General features: G+C 70.8%; 16 protein-coding genes and 2 pseudogenes. 8 read left to right on the top strand and 10 right to left on the bottom strand.

The window, feature by feature from the left end:
* The 5 genes from ABT116_RS28500 to ABT116_RS28480 form a co-directional block, all read right to left on the bottom strand.
* The coding region (locus ABT116_RS28500; protein WP_351639675.1) for a glycoside hydrolase family 95 protein at window positions 1–1,444 on the bottom strand (1,444 nt) is incomplete at its 3' end.
* Window positions 1,445–1,553: 109 nt separating this feature from the next.
* Window positions 1,554–2,558, bottom strand: coding sequence for an aldo/keto reductase (locus ABT116_RS28495; RefSeq protein ID WP_351639673.1), 1,005 nt, complete (start codon window positions 2,556–2,558; stop codon window positions 1,554–1,556).
* On the bottom strand, window positions 2,555–3,313 hold the full coding sequence (locus ABT116_RS28490) for an SDR family NAD(P)-dependent oxidoreductase (protein ID WP_351639670.1): 759 nt from the start codon (window positions 3,311–3,313) through the stop codon (window positions 2,555–2,557). The genes ABT116_RS28495 and ABT116_RS28490 overlap by 4 nt, the downstream gene beginning before the upstream one ends.
* Window positions 3,310–4,647, bottom strand: coding sequence for an L-fuconate dehydratase (locus ABT116_RS28485; RefSeq protein WP_351639668.1), 1,338 nt, complete (start codon window positions 4,645–4,647; stop codon window positions 3,310–3,312). The genes ABT116_RS28490 and ABT116_RS28485 overlap by 4 nt, the downstream gene beginning before the upstream one ends.
* Window positions 4,648–4,658: 11 nt before the next feature.
* Window positions 4,659–5,510, bottom strand: coding sequence for a fumarylacetoacetate hydrolase family protein (locus tag ABT116_RS28480; RefSeq protein WP_351639666.1), 852 nt, complete (start codon window positions 5,508–5,510; stop codon window positions 4,659–4,661).
* Window positions 5,511–6,031: 521 nt separating this feature from the next.
* Here ABT116_RS28480 and ABT116_RS28475 point away from each other — a divergent pair.
* The 4 genes from ABT116_RS28475 (at window position 6,032) to ABT116_RS28460 (ending at window position 10,615) form a co-directional block, all read left to right on the top strand.
* Window positions 6,032–7,084, top strand: coding sequence for a sugar ABC transporter substrate-binding protein (locus ABT116_RS28475; protein WP_351639663.1), 1,053 nt, complete (start codon window positions 6,032–6,034; stop codon window positions 7,082–7,084).
* Between the two features lie 128 nt (window positions 7,085–7,212).
* A complete protein-coding gene (locus ABT116_RS28470; RefSeq protein ID WP_351639661.1) occupies window positions 7,213–8,808 on the top strand; it encodes a sugar ABC transporter ATP-binding protein in 1,596 nt (531 codons plus the stop codon).
* Window positions 8,809–8,810: 2 nt separating this feature from the next.
* Window positions 8,811–9,854, top strand: coding sequence for an ABC transporter permease (locus tag ABT116_RS28465; protein ID WP_351639658.1), 1,044 nt, complete (start codon window positions 8,811–8,813; stop codon window positions 9,852–9,854).
* A gap of 83 nt (window positions 9,855–9,937) precedes the next feature.
* Entirely contained in the window at window positions 9,938–10,615 is a 678-nt protein-coding gene (locus ABT116_RS28460) for a FadR/GntR family transcriptional regulator (RefSeq protein ID WP_351639654.1), read from the top strand.
* Window positions 10,616–10,663: 48 nt separating this feature from the next.
* Here the strand turns inward: ABT116_RS28460 and ABT116_RS28455 are convergent, their stop codons facing one another.
* From ABT116_RS28455 to ABT116_RS28445, 3 genes and pseudogenes are all read right to left on the bottom strand, one after another.
* Window positions 10,664–11,074 carry a nuclear transport factor 2 family protein gene (locus ABT116_RS28455; RefSeq protein WP_351639652.1) on the bottom strand — a complete coding sequence of 137 codons (411 nt, stop codon included), beginning with the start codon at window positions 11,072–11,074 and terminating at the stop codon, window positions 10,664–10,666.
* A gap of 2 nt (window positions 11,075–11,076) precedes the next feature.
* The gene (locus ABT116_RS28450; protein WP_351639650.1) at window positions 11,077–11,883 is read right to left on the bottom strand and encodes an MBL fold metallo-hydrolase; all 807 of its coding nucleotides are present in this window, start codon (window positions 11,881–11,883) and stop codon (window positions 11,077–11,079) included.
* A 43-nt stretch (window positions 11,884–11,926) separates the two neighbouring features.
* Window positions 11,927–12,318: pseudogene (locus ABT116_RS28445) on the bottom strand (DsbA family protein).
* Between the two features lie 239 nt (window positions 12,319–12,557).
* On the opposite strand from ABT116_RS28445, the gene ABT116_RS28440 reads away from it, so the two are divergent.
* Window positions 12,558–13,904 carry a jacalin-like lectin gene (locus tag ABT116_RS28440; protein ID WP_351639647.1) on the top strand — a complete coding sequence of 449 codons (1,347 nt, stop codon included), beginning with the start codon at window positions 12,558–12,560 and terminating at the stop codon, window positions 13,902–13,904.
* Between the two features lie 205 nt (window positions 13,905–14,109).
* Here ABT116_RS28440 and ABT116_RS28435 read toward each other — a convergent pair whose 3' ends face one another.
* Both ABT116_RS28435 and ABT116_RS28430 read right to left on the bottom strand, forming a co-directional pair.
* Entirely contained in the window at window positions 14,110–14,604 is a 495-nt protein-coding gene (locus ABT116_RS28435; RefSeq protein ID WP_351639644.1) for a MarR family winged helix-turn-helix transcriptional regulator, read from the bottom strand.
* Between the two features lie 41 nt (window positions 14,605–14,645).
* A complete protein-coding gene (locus ABT116_RS28430; protein WP_351639642.1) occupies window positions 14,646–15,578 on the bottom strand; it encodes an AraC family transcriptional regulator in 933 nt (310 codons plus the stop codon).
* Window positions 15,579–15,707: 129 nt separating this feature from the next.
* Between ABT116_RS28430 and ABT116_RS28425 the strand changes: the two genes are divergently transcribed.
* The 3 genes and pseudogenes from ABT116_RS28425 to ABT116_RS28415 all read left to right on the top strand — a co-directional run.
* Complete coding sequence (locus ABT116_RS28425) at window positions 15,708–16,487, top strand: MBL fold metallo-hydrolase (RefSeq protein ID WP_351639640.1); 780 nt, start codon at window positions 15,708–15,710, stop codon at window positions 16,485–16,487.
* Between the two features lie 112 nt (window positions 16,488–16,599).
* Window positions 16,600–17,175: an NADPH-dependent F420 reductase gene (locus tag ABT116_RS28420; RefSeq protein ID WP_351639637.1), complete on the top strand. Its 576-nt coding sequence runs from the start codon at window positions 16,600–16,602 to the stop codon at window positions 17,173–17,175.
* 33 nt (window positions 17,176–17,208) lie between these two features.
* A pseudogene (locus ABT116_RS28415) lies at window positions 17,209–17,687 on the top strand (hypothetical protein); the annotation flags it as partial.

Below are 17,687 nucleotides of genomic sequence, written 5' to 3'. Positions count from 1 at the left end.
CTCTGAAGTCCATCTGGAAGACGGCGGCCTCGCGCATCACCGGCCAGGCCCGGTCGGCGAGGAAGGCGCGGTCCCCGGTGAAGCGGTAGTGCGCCCACAGGTGGGCGCACAGCCAGGCGCCGGCCATCGGCCAGTTGGCCCACTGGGGGCCGCCCTGGACCGGGTTGGTGCTGCGCCAGACGTCCACGTTGTGGTGGGCGGTCCAGCCTCCGCAGCGGTAGTAGGCGTGGGCGGTGCGGCGTCCCGCTGTGGCGAGGTCGGTGATCAGGTCGAAGAGCGGCTCGTGGCATTCCGGCAGACCGGTGGTCTCGGCGTGCCAGTAGTTCATCTGGAGGTTGATGTTGGTCGTCCAGTCGCACTGCCAGGGCGGCTGGATCTCGGTGTTCCAGATGCCCTGGAGGTTCGCCGGCTGGGAGCCGGGACGGGAGGACGCGATGAGCAGGTAGCGGCCGTAGGCGAAGAACAGGGCGGTCAGGCCCGGGTCGTCCGCGCCGGAGCGCACGGCGGCGAGGCGTTCGTCGGTGGGCAGGGCTTCGAGCGCCCGGTCGTGGCCGAGGCTGAGGACGGTCCGGTCGTGCAGGGTGCGGTGGTCCGCGACGTGCTCGGCCCGCAGACGGTCGTACGGAACCTCGGCGGCGGCGTCGAGCAGCCCGGCCACCTCGGCCTCGGGGCCCGAGTCCGGCCCCACGGGCACGCTGTCCCAGCCCCGGAAGCCGGTGGCGGCGGCGACCAGAACGGTGGCGCTCGTGGCGCCGGTCAGTCGCAGCCCGCCGGTCTCCGGGTCGGGTGTGAGGGTGCCGTGATCGGTGACGATGCGCAGGGCCGCCGCGAATCCGGTTCCGGCGTCGGGCTCGTAGCGCACCGCCTCGGGGCCGGTGGCCAGGAACGCAACGTCCACGGGGGCCCGGCCGGAGACGGCCGCACCGGGTGCCGAGCCGGGGTGCGCCGATTCCAGGCGGGCGGTGAAGGCGAGCGCGCCGGGTGTGTCACAGCTGAGCCGGACGACGAGGACGCCGGCCACGGCGGAAACGAACAGCTCGCGGGTGTGGCGCACCCCGTCGGCCGTGTAGGTCACCGTGCAGAGCGCGTCCGCGAGGTCCAACTCCCTTCGGTAGTCGGTGACTTCGCTGCCGTGCCCGAGGCCGAGGAGCAGGGCGCCCAGGGGCTGGTACGCCTGGGTGTCGGGGCCCTGCATGCGCTCGGCGAGTTCCTCGGCGCGCAGGTGGTCGCGGTCGTGGAGCACCGCGCGGCGCAGTGCCTTCAGATGCTGCGCCGCGCGGTGGTCGTTGTGGTCGGCCGGGCCGCCCGACCACAACGTGTCGACGTTGAGGTCGACCCGCTCGTGGGCGGTGCGGCCGGGCACCATGGCGCCGAGGGAGCCGTTACCCAGCGGCAGCGCCTGCGGGAAGCCGTCGGCGGGGCGGCGGTACCAGAGCTTCAACATGCGCGGAATCCGAGGGTGAGGCTGACAGGGCGGGCGTAGAGCTCGTAGCGGGACTTTACCGGGGACCACCGGAGCCGCTGCCGATACCGTGCCGGTTCCGCACGCGCGGCTACTTGTCCGACGGCATGCCGGCGGGGGTCGGCGTGTCCGGGGCCAGCAGTCCCTCGGCGCGCAGCTCGTCCCACAGGGCGACCGGGATCCGGTGCCGCAGCTGGTCCACGCTGTCGCGCACCTCCTCGGCGGAGCGGGCACCGGTCAGGACGCTGGCGACTACGGGGTGGCCGTAGGGGAAGTGCAGGGCGGCGCTGCGCAGCGGCACGCCGTGGCGTTCGGCGACGGCCTTCAGCCGCAGCGCGCGGTCGAGCACCGGTTGCGGGGCGGGCGCGTAGTCGTACATCGCGCCGGGTTGCGGGGCGATCAGCAGCCCCGAGTTGAACACCCCGCCGATGATGACGCTCCTGCCCCGAGCGGCGGCCTCCGGCAACAGCTCGGCCAGCCCCTCCTGTTCCAGCAGGGTGTAGCGGCCGGCGAGCAGGACGACGTCGATGTCGGTCTCCCGCAGGAAGCGGGCGGGCAGCGCGCACTGGTTCATGCCGACGCCGATCGCCCCGATCACACCCGCGTCGCGCAGCCGCTCCAACGCCGGATACGCCTCGCGCAACGCCTGGTCGGCGTGGTCGTCGGGGTCGTGCAGCAGGGCCATGTCGACGCGGTCGAGGCCGAGGCGTTCCAGGCTCGCTTCCAGGGAGCGCAGCACCCCGTCGGCGCTGAAGTCCCAGACGCGCCGATGGGTTTCGGACACGGCGAAGCCGTGCGCCAGGTCGTCGCCCCTGCCGCCCCCCGGGTTCGGCTCCAGCAGCCGCCCGACCTTGGTGGACAGGGTGTACATGTCCCGGGGGCGGTCGCGCAGTGCCTCGCCCAGGCGGCGCTCGGACAGGCCCAGCCCGTAGTGGGGCGCGGTGTCGAAGGTGCGGATGCCCGCGTCCCAGGCGGCGTCCACCGCGGCGAAGGCCGCCTCGTCGCTGATCGGACGGTAGAGGTTGCCGATCCCCGCTGCCCCGAACGACAGCTCGGTGACCCGGACACCGGTGCTGCCCAGTGTCGCCGTCTTCATGAGCCGGCCGCCGGGCGGAGCCTGAGCCCCTGCATGCCCCCGTCGACGGCGAGGGCCGTACCGGTCACGGAAGCGGCGGCCGGAGACGCCAGGTAGACGATGGCGGCGGCGACCTCGTCCGCGGTGACCAGGCGGCCCATCGGCTGACGGGCGTTCAGAGCGGCACGTTCGGCCTGGGGGTCGTCGGCGGCGTCCAGGAGCCGCGCCACCCAGGGGGTGTCGGCGGTACCGGGGTTGACGCAGTTGACGCGGATGCCTTCGCGGACGTGGTCGGCGGCCATGGCGAGGGTCAGTGACAGGACCGCGCCCTTGCTGGCGCAGTAGAGGGCGCGCTGCGGGAGGCCCGCGGTGGCGCCGATCGAGCAGGTGTTGACGATCGCCGCGTGCGCCGAGCGCCGCAGATGCGGCAGGGCGGCGCGGGTGGTGCGCACGATGCCGAGGACGTTGACGTCCATGACGCGGTGCCACTCCTCGTCGGGGTTGTCCTCGATGGTGCCGATGGCTCCGATGCCGGCGTTGTTGACGAGGATGTCGAGACCGCCGAGGCGCGTGGCCGCTTCCTCCACGGCGAGGCGTACCGACGTGTCGTCCCGGACGTCGGCTTTGACGGGGTACAGCGGTTCGGGCACCCCGGACGGTTCGAGATCGAGCACGGCCACCGCCGCGCCCCGCTCGGCCAGAGCGCGTGCGGTGGCGAACCCGATGCCGGACGCGCCGCCCGTGACGAGGGCCCTGAGTCCTGACAGTTCGGTCATGTGTCACTCTCCTGCCGGGCGCGGTCGGCGACCCAGAAAGTTCCGTCCGGGAAGTGGTAGGCGACGATGGACTCCGCTCGCATGGTGGCGGAGAAGCCCGGGTCGAGAGGGGCTGTGTAGTGCCCGTCGCGCATGACCACGGGCGCGTCGAAGTGCTGGTGGAGATGGTCGACGTACTCGATGACCCGGTCCTCGGTGGTGCCGGACAGGGCGAGGTAGTCGAACATGGACAGGTGCTGTACCAGCTCGCACAGTCCCACGCCGCCGGCGTGCGGACACACCGGAACCCCGAACTTCGCGGCGAGCAGCAGGATCGCCAGGTTCTCGTTCACCCCGCCGACCCGGGCCGCGTCGATCTGCAGCACGTCGATGGCACCGGTCTGGAGGAGCTGCTTGAAGACCACGCGGTTCTGCACGTGTTCGCCGGTGGCGACCTTGACGGGGCCGACCGCCCGGCGTACGGCGGCGTGTCCGAGGATGTCGTCGGGGCTGGTGGGCTCCTCGATCCAGTAGGGCTTGAACTCGGCGAGCGCGTTGGTCCATTCGATCGCCTCCTCCACGCCCCACCGCTGGTTGGCGTCGATGGCGATGCGGATGCCGTCGCCGACGGCCGCACGGGCGGTGCGCAGGCGCCGGATGTCGTCGCCGAGGTCGGCGCCGACCTTGAGTTTGATCTGGGTGAACCCATCGTCGACCGCCTGCTTCGCCAGCCGGGTGAGCTTGTCGTCGGAGTATCCGAGCCAGCCCGGGGACGTCGTGTAGCCCGGGTAGCCGCGCTCCAGCAGTGTCGCCTCGCGGTCGGCGAGCCCCGCACGGCCCCTGCGCAGGAGGGCGAGGGCCTCGTCGGGGGTGAGGGCGTCGGTGAGGTACCGGAAGTCGACCTGGGAGACGAGCCACTCGGGTTCGGCGTGGGCGAGCAGACACCACAGCGGCTGCCCGGCGCGCTTGGCGGCAAGGTCCCACACGGCGTTGACCACGGCGCCGATGGCCATGTGCATCACGCCCTTCTCGGGGCCGAGCCAGCGGAGCTGGCTGTCGCCGATCAGGTCGCGGCTGAGCGAGCCCGGGTCGTCGCAGAGCTCCGCGACGGAACGTCCCACGACATGGTGCCGCAGGGCGTCGATCGCGGCTACCTGCACGTCGTTGCCGCGTCCGATGGTGAAGGTGAAACCGTGGCCTTCCGGACCGTCTGCGCCGTCGGTGCGCAGCACCACGTAGGCGGCGGAGTAGTCGGGATCCGGGTTCATCGCGTCGGAGCCGTCGAGTTCCCGCGAGGTGGGGAAGCGGACGTCGTACGTGTCGAGCGCGGCGATCCGGGCTGAGGTGGCGGTCACGGGCGTGCCTTTCACGCTTGGCCGAAGGTCTGGCCCTGGCTGCCGAGCCGGTCGACGGAGAGTTCGACGGTGTCGCCCGGGCGGAGGTAGGGAGTACCGGGCAGACCGAGGGCCACGCCCGCGGGCGTACCCGTGTTGATCACGTCGCCCGGCTCCAGGACCATGTACTGGCTCAGGTAGGCCACGATGTGGTCGACCGGGAAAATCATGTCCCGGGTGTGCCCGTTCTGCCGCTTCACGCCGTTGACGCCGAGGTGCAGCCCGAGGTTCTGCGGATCGCCGACCTCGTCCGCGGTGACCAGCCACGGGCCGAGCGGATTGAAGGTCTCGCAGGACTTGCCGAGGTCCCACTGCGAGGAGTACTCCAGCTGGAACTCCCGCTCCGAGACGTCATGGCTGATCGTGTACCCGGCGATGACGGCCCGGGCGGCTTCCGGGCCGTCCAGGTAGCGGGCCCGGCGGCCGATGACGACCGCGAGTTCGACCTCCCAGTCGGTCTTCACCGAGCCACGCGGGACGAGCACCTGGTCGTAAGGTCCGACGACGGTCCCCGGGTCCTTCATGAACACCACCGGCCGCTCGGGGATGGCGGCACCGGTCTCGGCGGCGTGGTCCCGGTAGTTCAGGCCGACGCAGACGATCTTGCCGGGGCGTGCGACGGGCGGGCCGGTCCGCAGTCCGTCGGCGTCCAGTGCGGGGAGGCTTCCCGCAGCGATCGCGGCGCGGGCACGCTCGATACCGTCGGAGGCGAGGAACGCGCCGTCGATGTCGGAGGTCACGGGGGACAGGTCCAGCAGCCGGCCCTCGTCGGTGCGGACAGCTGGGCGCTCTTCGCCGGTGGCGCCGACTCTCAGCAGTTTCACTCGCGGTTTCCCCTCGTCCTGGGCGGTTCACGGAGGCAGGCGACGGCCGGTTCCGCGCTCTCCCAGTCATCGGATGTATGACGACAGCGCGACTGTAAGCGCAAGAGAACCCGCTGGCAACGGATACCTCGGATGTATTTCCCCGCGCGTAGGTGATCCCTTAGCAGAACGGGCCAACCTCGACGTACGCGCGGCCCGGGTGCGCCAGACAACGGGGGGCGCGCCAGAGGGCTGGTTCCCATGGGAGTGCGAATCAGTGGCGACGCAGTCTTGTCAACGTCTGCACGCCGTCGTAACGTCCTCGGCGTCCGATATACATCGGAGGAATGACCCCCAGTTTCCCCGCTGCGCTTTCCGTCGACCGCGCCGGTCGGCAGGCGCTCGGGTGCGGGCCCGCACTGACCGTGCCGACCGCCCCTCTGCCCGGCCTGCGTACTCCCCCCCCTCGCCCGGCAGGCCGGTACGCCCCGCCTCACCGACGCCCCGCGGTCCTCCGCCCTGCCAAAGGAGACAACACGGCCATGAAGCTCACTCGCACCCGCTCCACCGCCGCAGCCGCCACCGCGGTCCTCGCCGTACTCGCCCTCGCCACCGCGTGCAACCGCGAGAGCACCGCCACGGCCGCCTCGGGCGGCGACAAGCCCGCCATCGGGATCGACCTGCCGCGCTCCGACTCCGACTTCTGGAACTCCTACGCCCAGTACGTGAAGAAGGACATCAAGACCGACGGCATCAAGACCCTGCCGATCAGCAACTCCCAGAACGATGTCACCAAGCTCGTCGCCAACGTCCAGGTCTTCGAGAACACCGGTGCCAAGGCCGTCGTCATGGCACCCCAGGACACCGGCGCCATCGCCTCCACCCTCGACACGCTCGCGTCCAAGAAGATCCCCGTGGTCAGCGTCGACACCAGACCCGACAAGGGCGACGTCTACATGGTGGTGCGCGCCGACAACCGGGCGTACGGCACCAAAACCTGCGAGTTCCTCGGCAAGCAGCTCGGCGGCAAGGGCAAGGTCGCCGAGTTCCAGGGCGCACTGGACTCCATCAACGGACGCGACCGCTCCGAGGCGTTCGCGGAGTGCATGAAGACCAAGTTCCCGAAGATCAAGGTCTTCGAGCTGCCCACCGACTGGAAGGGCGACGTGGCCTCCGCCAAGCTCCAGTCGCTGCTCGCCCAGCACCCGGACCTGAACGGCATCTACATGCAGGCCGGCGGTGTCTTCCTGCAGCCCACACTCGCCCTGCTGGAGCAGAAGGGCCTGCTCAAGCCCGCCGGGCAGAAGGGCCACATCAGCATCGTCTCCAACGACGGCATCCCGCAGGAGTTCGACGCCATCCGCAAGGGCCAGATCGACGCCACCATCTCCCAGCCCGCCGACCTCTACGCCAAGTACGCCCTCTACTACGCCAAGGCCGCGGCAGAGGGCAAGACCTTCCGGCCGGGCGCGACCGACCACGACTCCACCATCATCAAGCTGCCCAACGGCCTGGAGGACCAGCTGCCCGCCCCGCTGGTCACCAAGGACAACGTGGACGACAAGTCCCTGTGGGGCAACAGCGTCGGGCACTGACCGGCAGCGACGTCGGCGCCGGGGCCTCGCCACCCCCCCCCTCCCCCGGCTGCGGTCTCCACCCCGGGTCAGGGCCCACTCCCCGCTCCGCGGTCCCCACCATCCGTATCCGAAGGACGGTACCCACCATGGCGGACACCGCCACCACCCCGGCGGCCGGCTCCGGAACCCGGCCCCCGGTCGCCGAGGCGACCGGCATCGGCAAACGGTTCGGCGCCACCGTCGCGCTGCGCGACGCCCGCATCAGCATCGCCGAGGGCGAGTCACACGCCCTGGTGGGGCGCAACGGCGCCGGCAAGTCGACGCTCGTGTCCATCCTCACCGGCCTCCAGCAGCCCGACACCGGTTCCCTTCGCTTCTCGGGCGAACCGGCCCCCGCCTTCGGCGACATCGACGCCTGGCGCTCCCGGGTCGCCTGCGTCTACCAGCGGTCCACGATCATCGGTGAACTGACCGTCGCCGAGAACCTCTACCTGAACCGGCAGAGCCCCACAGCGGTGCGCCCCATCCGCTGGAAGCAACTCAGACAGCGTGCGGAGGAGCTCCTCGCCGAGTACGGCGTGGCCGTCGACCCCGCAGCGAGGGCCAGGGATCTGACCGTCGAGCAGCGGCAGTTCGTGGAGATCGCCCGCGCGCTGTCCTTCGGAGCCCGTTTCATCATCCTGGACGAGCCGACCGCCAAGCTCGACGCCCGCGGCATCGGCCGGCTCTTCGGCAAACTCCGGGACCTTCAGGAGCAGGGCGTCGCCTTCCTCTTCATCTCCCACCACCTGCAAGAGGTGTACGACCTCTGCGGCACCGTCACGGTCTACCGCGACGCGGCCCACGTCCTGACCGCACCCGTGGCCGACCTCGATCACCACTCCCTCGTGGAGGCCGTGACCGGCGAGCCCGCCACCGTGGCCCCCGGCCTCGCGAGCGGGCCCCCGGTCGCACCGGCCGATGGTGCGGAACTGCTGCGCATCGACGCCCTGACGGTGCCCGGCGCCTGCGAGGGCATCTCCCTGTCGGTGCGCTCCGGCGAGGTGGTCGGGCTCGCCGGAGCGGCGGCCAGCGGCAACGTACAGGTGGGCGAGGCCGTCGCCGGTCTGCACCGTGCCGAGGCCGGCGGGATCTCGGTCGGCGGCAGGGCGGTACGCACCGGCAGCGTGCCGTCCGCCCTGGCCGCCGGAGTGGGTTTCGTCCCCGAGGACCGGCATCTGCAAGGTCTGGTCAACGGCCGCAGCGTGGCGGAGAACGCGACCCTCACCGTCACCGACCAGCTCGGGCCGTTCGGAGTCGTCCTGCCGGCCCGAACCCGCGCCTTCGCCCGGCACATGATCCGCGACCTGGACATCAAGACCCCGGCAGCGGCCACCCCGGTCTCCGCCCTCTCCGGCGGCAACCAGCAGAAGGTCGTGGTCGCCCGCGCGCTGGCCACCGACCCGCGCGTGCTGGTGGCCATCCGCCCCACGAACGGCGTCGACGTCAAGTCCAAGGAGTTCCTCCTCGGCAGGATCCGGCGGGCCGCCGACGAGGGCAGGGCCGCGCTGATCGTCTCCGACGAACTGGACGACCTCAGGGCCTGCGACCGGGTCGTGGTCATGTTCCACGGACGGGTGGTCGGCGAGTTCACCCGCGGCTGGACGGACGAACACGTCGTCGCCGCCATCGAGGGCGTCACCGGCACCACCACCCAACCCGCCGCGTCCACGGCGTCCGGCACCCACCAGCACGGAAGGTAGACATGTCCGCCACCACAGATGTCACGGAGCCCGCACCGAGCACGACGGCGCCGTCCGCGGTGGACACCACCCGGAGCCGGCTCGACCTCGGCCGTTTCCGTGAACTGTCCCTCATCCCGGCCATCCTCGTGCTGGGCCTGATCGGCTTCATCGTCTCGCCGGCCTTCCTCACCGCCGACAACCTCATCGGTGTGCTGCAGCAGTCCACCGAGCTGAGCCTGCTCGTCCTCGCGGCCGCCCTCATCCTCATCTGCGGACGGATGGACCTGTCCCTGGAGTCCACCATCGGCGTGGCCCCGGTCATCGCCGTGTGGCTCGTCCTGCCCTCCACCGGCGGGCGGTTCAACGGACTCGGGCTCTTCCCCGAGTGGACGGCCATCCCGTTGTGCCTCCTGGTCGGCGTGGCCATCGGCGCGCTGAACGGCTTCCTCATCCTCAAGCTGCGGCTCAACGGGTTCATCGTCACCCTCGGCGGGCTGACGATGTTGCGCGGTCTCCAAGTCGCCCTCTCCGAGGGCCAGTCGATCGTGGACCTGCCGTCCTCGTTCACCTACCTGGGCAAGGCGTCCTGGCTCGGCGTACCGGCAGCCATCTGGATCTGCGCGCTGCTGTTCGCGGCCGGTGGCAGCGCACTGGCCTGGCTGCGGCACGGCCGGGCGCTGTACGCCATCGGCGGCAACGCCGAGGCGGCACGGACCGCCGGCATCCGCGCCGACCGGATCGTGTGGGTCGTCCTCATCCTCGGCAGCCTGCTCGCGGCGTTCGCCGGCATCCTCTACAGCGGCCACTACGGCTCGATCTCGGCGACCCAGGGCAGCGGCTGGATCTTCCAGGTCTTCGCGGCCACCGTCATCGGCGGGGTGAGCCTCAACGGGGGCAAGGGCTCGGTGTTCGGCGCCCTCACGGGTGTACTGACCCTGCAGCTCGTCGTCAACGTCATGACGCTGGCGGGCGTACCGGCGCTGTGGAACCAGTTCCTGAACGGCGCCATCATCATCGTCGCCCTGATCATCTCCCGCTTCGCCTCCGGCGAGAAGCAGGACTAGCGGCAGCCCGGGCGCCGCTCCGGCTCGGCCTCGGCGACGCGGGGCGGCGCTCGTACCGTCCCCCGGCACAGGAAGGCACGTGTGTGGCACTCACCGACGAGGCGATGGACAAGATCAAGGCAATGATCGTCGCCGGCGAACCGGCGCCCGGTTCCCGCCTGCCGAAGGAGAAGCTCCTCGCCTCGCAGCTTGGTCTGTCCCGCAACTCGTTGCGGGAGGCCGTCCGCGCGCTCGCCGCGATGCGCATCCTCGTGGCGCGGCAGGGCGACGGCACCTACGTGTCCAGCCTGGAGCCCCAGCTCCTCCTCGAGTCGCTCTCCTTCGCCTCGGACGTCTCCCAGGGGCACACCGCCCTGCAACTGTTCCAGACACGCAGGCTTCTGGAACCACCGGCGACCGGGCTGGCCGCCACGTTGCTGACACCCGAAGACCTGAGGGCCCTCGGCGGCATCCTGGAGAGGTCCAGGTCATCGGCCACGGTCGAGGATTTCGTGGCCCACGACATCGCCTTCCACGCGAGGATCGTCGAAGCGGTCGGCAACCCGGTGCTGTCCATGCTGCTGCGCGTGCTGTCCATCGGCACCCAGCGGGTACGCATCGTCCGGGCCGGCCAGGCGCGGCGTTCGGTGGCCCACGCGCACCGGGACCACCAGCAGATCCTCGGCGCACTCCGGTCACGCGACGCCCTGCTGGCCGCTTCGGCGGCGACGGTGCACATCACCGCCGTCGAGCAGTGGTTGCTGTCGGGCGGCGGTCCATAAGGACGGCGGGCTCCCGGCAACCGAACGCTGGAAGCCCGCCGTCGTGCCTCACGGGGTTGTCGCATCCCGAACGAGCGCGGTGTCGGTGAACTGTTCGAAGCGGACGATCAAACCGCCACGCACCACGAAGTGGTGGGCCACGCGGATGTCGATCGGCTTGCCGGTGCCCTTGTGGGTCGCGGTGTAGCGGGCGAGGACGACGACGTTCTCGCCGTCGACGACATAGGTGTCGTCGTGGGCCGTCCAACCGTCCCAGTCCTGGCCCAGCTTCTCCATCACGTTGGCGGTGACGCCCTCGGGGGTGCGATAGGTGCCGGCCAGGGGGAAGCCGCCCATCTCGGTCCACTCCACGTCGGGGGCGAGCGTGGCGCGCAGGGCGGCCAGGTCACCGGCTGCCGAGGCCAGATACTGGCGGCGTACGACGTCGGCGGGAGCGGTGGAGGTGGCGAAGTCGCTCATCGTCAGCCCCACTGCATCTCGCCCTTGGCGACCTTCGCGCCGATCTGGGCGGCGATCAGCATGCCGTTGTCCGGGTAGCGCTTGACGAGGGCGTCGGTCAGCGCGGCGCCGTCGGCCGCCTTGCCGAGCTCTTCCTCGAAGGCGACGAGATACTCCCGGGTGGCGGTGATGGCGGAGGCGTCGGCGGGAGTGCCGGGCAGGCGGTGTCCGGGGACGACGAGCTCCGGCCGCAGGGCGGCCATCTCGTCGAGCAGGCCGATCCACGCGGAACGGTCACCGGGGGTGGGGGTGTCGGCGACCCAGACGTGCTCCTGCTGGAAGAGCAGCACACCGCCGAGGATCGCGCGGTGCTCGGCCTGCCACAGGTAGTGCCGGTCGGGGAGATCGGCCGGGCCGCCCCTGAGCTCGAAACGGTTCCCTTCGAGGGTGAGGTCTCCGGTCAGGGGCTCCAGGTGGACGAGGCGGGTCGGCAGGTTCTCGCCCACGGCCGCCCATGCCTTGAGCTTGCCCTCGTAGGAGTGCCGGATGTGCTCGATGACGATCGGGGTGGCGACGAACTTCGCCTCCGGGAAGGCGTCGGCGAGGACCTCGGCGCCGAAGTAGAAGTCGGGGTCGCCGTGGCTGACGAAGACGGTGGTCAGCTTCTTGCCGGAGTCGAGGACCCCGGCGGCCAGGCGGTGCCCGTCCGCGCGGGTGAAGGCGGCGTCCACCAGGAGCGCCTCGTTCTCGCCGGTGACGAGGGTGGCGGTCTTGTTCTTGCTGCCTGCGGGGAAGTCGAGGTCGAGGACCGTGAAGGAGAGAGCGCTCATTGCTGGTTCCTTGCGGGGAGGGGTGGCTGGGGGACGGGGATGTTCAGTGGGCGGGGAGGGACGAGAGCCGCTGCTCGACCTCGGTGGTGGTGGCGATTTCGGAGGCCAGCAGGGTAAGCCGGTCACCGTCGACGGCGAGGAGCGTGGGCAAGCCGGTGAGGCCCAGGTCGGCGGCGCGGCGGAAGTCGGCCTCGGCCGCCTCCTGAGCCCGGGGTGCCTCGAAGGCGGTGATCACGGCATCGGCGTCCGGTCCGGATTTTTCGGCGATCTTCCGGTACGTCGCCGATTCGGAGAGGCTGAGGCCGTCGACGTGGAAAACCCGCCGGAGACCACGTCGACGTCGAGCTCCGGATGCCGCGAGACCACTTCACGCAGTGTCCGGGAGAACCCGTGGGACCAGCCGCAATAGGCGTCGAAAACGTAAGTGAGCTTCATCGAGAACCTCGGCGGAACGGCGGGGCACCCGCTGGTGCGGGCGATTCGCCTGACTCAACAATACCTGACGCGTCAGATATTTTCATGCCCGGCCCGATGGACGGGCACCTTGCGCCGCCCACTGGTCCGGACCCGTCGGTCAAGATTCGGTCTCGCTTAACCGAGTAGTCGGCAGAAGGGCGTGTTACCAACGGTAAGTTCCGCCTCCCCACTCCCCGTTGTCAGGAGCCCCGGTTTTCATGCGCCGACTTCTTGCCTCCATCGCGGTAGCGTCAGTGGCCATCGGCGGGTTCATCGCGAACACCTCCCCCGCCGCTGCCGCCGACCCCGCGTCCGGTTCCTTCAGCGTCCTCGCCTACAACGTCGCGGGCCTGCCGGAGAGCATCTCCAGCGCTCCCACCCCGCGCGAGCCCGCCACCACGGAGATCGGCCGGCGGATCGCGCCGTACGACATCGTCAACGTCCAGGAGGACTTCAACTACCACGCCTTTCTCTACGCCGGCGACACCGCGCACGCCTACCGCACCCCCACCAGCGGCGGTGCGGGGATAGGCAGCGGCCTCAACACCCTGGCGAAGCTCCCCTACGACACCGACGACTTCGAGCGGGTGCGCTGGAACTCCTGTCAGTTCGACTCCGGTGACTGCCTCACGCCCAAGGGGTTCACCTTCATCCGGCAGCGTCTCGCCGAGGGCGTGTACGTGGACTTCTACAACCTGCACACCAACGCCGGCACGAACCCGGGCGACCTGGCCTCGAGGGCGGACAATCTCAATCAGCTGTCGGCCTTCATCAAGAGCCATTCGGCCGGGAACGCCGTCGTCGTCATGGGCGACACCAACACCCGCTACACGCGCTCCGGCGACACCATCGCCGAGTTCGCCACCGCGAACGGCCTGACGGATCCCTGGGTCGAGCTCATCCGCGGCGGCACCCCGCCCGCCAAGGGCAGCGACGCCCTGGTCTGCGATCAGACCGGCCCCACTGTGCCCAACACCTGCGAGGTCGTGGACAAGGTCCTGTACCGCGACAGCAAACTCGTCTCGCTCAACGCCACCTCCTACAACAACGAGCACTCCAAGTTCCTCACCGACGGCGGGCTCATGCTGTCCGACCACGACCCGATCAAGGTGGACTTCTCCTGGTCGCGCGCCGCGGACTTCCAGCTCAGCGACCAGTTCGGCGGGCCGCACGGCGACTACTACAACGACATCGACGCCGTGCCGGCGGGCGCGCGTCCGGTGAGCCTCTCGCTGCGCAGCGGCACCCGCGTCGACGGCGTCGGCCTGACGCTCGGCAACGGCAAGGTCGTCAGCCACGGCGGGACCGGCGGTACGGTGTCGACCCTGAACCTGGGCAGCGGGGAGTTCCTCAGCTCCGCCCAGCTGTGCCGGGGCGAGAAGGACGGCCGCACACGGATCTTCTCCGCCAGGTTCACCACGAACCTCGGCAGGAGCCTGTCCGGCGGAACCACCACGTCCGACTGCGTGACGCGCACCGCGCCCTCGGGATGGCAGATCGCCGGGTTCCACGGGCGTGCCGGTGCCGAGGTCGACAAGCTGGGCTTCATCTACACGAAGCGCTGACGCACTCTTCCGCCGACTGCCACAGACGGCTGACGCGCTCTTCCGCCGGCTGCCACCGATGTCGGCGCACCGACGGCGGCGACGGCCTCCCCGGCTGTCACCGCCGTCCGGCGTGGCGGAGCCATCCGCCGGCACTGCCGCAGGGACGTGCGGGCCGCCGCCGGCAGGGCCGGGGTGCTCTCGCCGCCTGCCCGGACCGGCGCCGTCAGGGCAGGCGGGGCAGCACGTCCCGCGCGCTGTGGCTGAGAAGGCGGAGGTTCTCGGCGAACCGTTCCCGGTCCGCGACCGGCAGGGGCGCCAGGAAGTAACGCTTGATGTTCTCCACGTGCGCCCGTGCCGCGGCGACCGTGGTCTCCTCACCCTGCGCGGTCAGGCGCACCAGGCGCGCACGCCGGTCACCGGGGTCCTCGACCCGCTCGACCAGACCGGCCGCAACCATGCGGTCCACCAGGCGGGTGGCCCCTCCCGTCGTCAGCACCTGTTCCTGGGCGATGGCGCCCATCGACAGCCCGGGCTCCCCCGCCCGCCCCAGGATCAGCAGCACCTCGAACATCAAGTGGCTGATGCCGCACTCCGCCTCCAGCGCCCGGCCCAGGATGTACTCCAGCCGGTTCGCAGCCCCCTGCAACCGGCCGAAGGCCAGCACCAGGGCGTCGTTCGCCGCTTCCCCCGGCGTCGAGATCTCCGCCTGCTCGTTCACGGCTCCGACACCCCTTTCCTCCTCGCACCCGTCCCTCCCGATCATGCCGCACCCTCGCCGGGCGTCACCTGCCGGCTTTGATACACCTGCCGGAACGTGCCCGGCGGCATGCCCGTGTGACGGGTGAAGAACTTGCCGAAGTTGGTGGGTTCGGGGAAGCCGAGGCGCCGTGCGATGGTCGCCACCGGCTCGTCGGTGTGGGCGAGTAGGCGCCGGGCCTCCAGGGCGACACGGCCGTCGATGACGTGCTTGACGGGCTGTCCGGTGGCGGCCGCGCAGGCGCGGGTGAGGGTCTTGACGGTGTAACCGAGGCGCTGGGCGTAGTCGGCGGCGCGCCGAGTGGTCGCGTAGGAACGCTCCAGCTCGGTGCGGAAGCGGGCGTAGACCTCCCCGCCCGCGTGCGGGTCACCGCCGCCCTCGGGGTGGGGCAACCGGTCGACCTGCAACAGCACGGTGGCCAGCAGGAGTTGCAGGATCTCCGAGGACACGTCCTGCACCGGCCGGCCGTACTCCGCACGCAACTGGCCCAGCAGCGTGGACAGCACGGCGTACTCGGGGCTTGCGCCCAGCTGTCGGCACGTGGCCCCGTACCAGTCGCCGACCAGCCGGTCGGCACTGCTGGCGTGCGGCGGGAAGGCCGAAGTGAACAGCAGATGCGTGCCGTTCGCGGTGCCCGGCCGCACGAAACTCTGCACTTGTCCGGGGCGGACCCACAGCAGGGTGCCCGGGCGGATGGGGTAGGTCACGAAGTCGACGGCGTGCTCGCCGCTGCCTTCGGTGATGAGGGTGAGGGTGTGGAAGTCGACCCGGTGCACCGCGTCCGGCCGGCTGCGCCGGCGTCGGCGTCTCTCGTGCAGGGTGGACAGGTCGATGATCTCGAAGCCGGGGATCCGCTCCTCGGGCGGATTGAAGTCGAACCGGGGGATGGCGCCGCCCCGGGAAGGGTCGTCCGCGTCACGCTCCCTGGCGATCATCGCACTCTCCGAATGTCCTCGATTTACCATGCCGGGTCTCCAGCGTATCTCGCCTGCCTGCGCTTTCGCAGCGAGAGTGGAGGTCATCAAGGGCGACGCAAGGCCGCCCTCACCTTCAGGGAGCACCCCATGAACGGCACGGTCACGGTCCTCGACAAGGGCGCGGTCCGCATCCACAGCTACATGTCCCCGGCGGACACCTTCCACACCACCACCCAGCTGATCGAGACCCCGGCGCGGATCATCGCGGTCGACGCCCAGCTGATCCCCGCCTACGCGGACGAGGCGATCGCCTACGCCAAGGGGCTGGGCAAGCCGCTGGACCGGCTCATCGTCACCCACGCCCACCCCGACCACTACAACGGTGCCGCCCGGTTCGGCGTCCCCGTCCACGCCCTGGCCGTGGTGCGCGAGCAGATCGTCGCGCGCGGCGACAGTACGCTGCCGACCGGACTGGTCATCCCCGTCGGCGACTTCACCCCGACCGTGGACCTCACCCCCGGCACCGAGGTCATCGACGGCGTCCCGTTCGTCTTCGAGGCCGTCTCCGGCGGTGAGGCCGCCGACGAACTGCTCATCAAGCTGCCCGAGCAGGGCGTCCTGGTCGCACAGGACCTCGTGTACAACGACGTCCACCTCTACCTGGGCAACAACGACATCACCGGTTGGCAACAGGCGGTCGACGTCCTGGCCGCCGAGTCCGGCTACGACACGATCCTGGCGGGCCACGGCCTGCCCACCGGGCCCGAGGTCTACGCGGACGTACGCCGCTACCTCGCCGACGCCCGCGAGCTGCTCGGCGACGACGGCGACGCGTACAAGAAGGCGATCGTGGACCGCTACCCCGCCCATGTCGGCCCGTTCATCATCGACATCGCCAACCGGTCGCTGTTCGGCGCCGGCCACTGATCGCGCACCCACTGACCACGAAGGGAACCAGCCAGAATGCAGATCACCATCGTGGGCGCCGGCAACATGGCGCGCGGCATCGCGACCCCGCGCCCTGGCGGGCGGGCACACGGTGACCCTCACCGCCAAGGACCCGGCCAAGGCCGCCCGGCTCGCCGAAGAGCTCAGCGCGCAGGCGGTGGGCGACGCCGCCGTGCGCGTGGGTGACGACTCCGCGGTGGACACCGCCGAACTCGTCGTCCTGGCCGTGCCGTTCACCGCCGCCAAGGAAATCTCGGCCTCCCTCGGGGCCCGGCTGAGCGGCAAGGTCCTCGTGGACATCAGCAACCCCGTCGACGCCTCGCTGGACGCGCTCGTCGTCGCCCCGGGGACCTCGGCCGCCGAGGAGATCGCCGGGGCCGCCGCTCCCGGCACCAAGGTCGTCAAGGCGTTCAACACCACGTTCGCCACGACGCTGGTGGCCGGCCAGGTGGGCGGCACTCCGCTGGACGTCTTCATCGCAGGTGACGACGAGGCGGCCCGCAAGCAGGTCGCGGAGCTGGTGACGTCCGGCGGACTCCACGCGGTCGACGTCGGGGTGCTCAAGCACGCACGCGAGCTGGAGGGCTTCCAACTGCTGCACATGGCCCTGCAGATCAGCGAGGGCGGCTACGGCTGGGCGAGCACCGTCAAGCTCATCGCGCCCTGATCCCCGCTCCTCCCCTTCCTGGAGAACCGCCCCATGCACCCCCGCTCCACCCTCACGGCGCTGGCGGCAGCCGCCCTGCTGGCCTCCGCCGCGACTACGACCGCCTCCGCCGCCACCGCTCCCGTCACGCGGCCCCGCATCACCGCCCACTTCGACCTGGCCGCCGCCCGGCAGCCCGAGAACATCACCCTGGACACCGACGGATCCGCCTACCTGACCTTCTCCTTCGCACGGCAGATCGCCCGGGTCGACCCGTCCGGCCGGACGCAGGTCCTCGCCACTCTCCCGGCTCCCGGGAAGGCCGAAACGCCCACCCTCGGGAAGGCGTTCGTCGGCGGCATCGCCCGCGCGCCCGACGGCACCTTCTACGTCACCTACGCCACGGGCACCGGCGACCTCACCGGCATCTGGGCCGTGCGGCCCGGCGCCGCCCCGCACGGCATCGCCGCCCTCCCCGCCAGAGCTGACGGACACGCTGGAGAGCCGGGCCGCCCGCGACACCGCGGGCGGCC

The organism is Streptomyces sp. NPDC002130 (genome assembly GCF_040296465.1).
In the GTDB taxonomy this organism is placed as follows: Bacteria; Actinomycetota; Actinomycetes; order Streptomycetales; family Streptomycetaceae; genus Streptomyces.
This window is presented reverse-complemented; position numbering and strand designations above follow the sequence as displayed.

Coding starts and splice junctions, on each gene's coding strand:
- ABT116_RS28455 (WP_351639652.1), bottom strand. CDS start 11,074: ATGAGCGACTTCGCCACCTCCACCGCTCCCGCCGACGTCGTACGCCGC.
- ABT116_RS28440 (WP_351639647.1), top strand. CDS start 12,558: ATGCGCCGACTTCTTGCCTCCATCGCGGTAGCGTCAGTGGCCATCGGC.
- ABT116_RS28430 (WP_351639642.1), bottom strand. CDS start 15,578: ATGATCGCCAGGGAGCGTGACGCGGACGACCCTTCCCGGGGCGGCGCC.
- ABT116_RS28425 (WP_351639640.1), top strand. CDS start 15,708: ATGAACGGCACGGTCACGGTCCTCGACAAGGGCGCGGTCCGCATCCAC.
- ABT116_RS28490 (WP_351639670.1), bottom strand. CDS start 3,313: ATGACCGAACTGTCAGGACTCAGGGCCCTCGTCACGGGCGGCGCGTCC.
- ABT116_RS28495 (WP_351639673.1), bottom strand. CDS start 2,558: ATGAAGACGGCGACACTGGGCAGCACCGGTGTCCGGGTCACCGAGCTG.
- ABT116_RS28450 (WP_351639650.1), bottom strand. CDS start 11,883: ATGAGCGCTCTCTCCTTCACGGTCCTCGACCTCGACTTCCCCGCAGGC.
- ABT116_RS28475 (WP_351639663.1), top strand. CDS start 6,032: ATGAAGCTCACTCGCACCCGCTCCACCGCCGCAGCCGCCACCGCGGTC.
- ABT116_RS28465 (WP_351639658.1), top strand. CDS start 8,811: ATGTCCGCCACCACAGATGTCACGGAGCCCGCACCGAGCACGACGGCG.
- ABT116_RS28470 (WP_351639661.1), top strand. CDS start 7,213: ATGGCGGACACCGCCACCACCCCGGCGGCCGGCTCCGGAACCCGGCCC.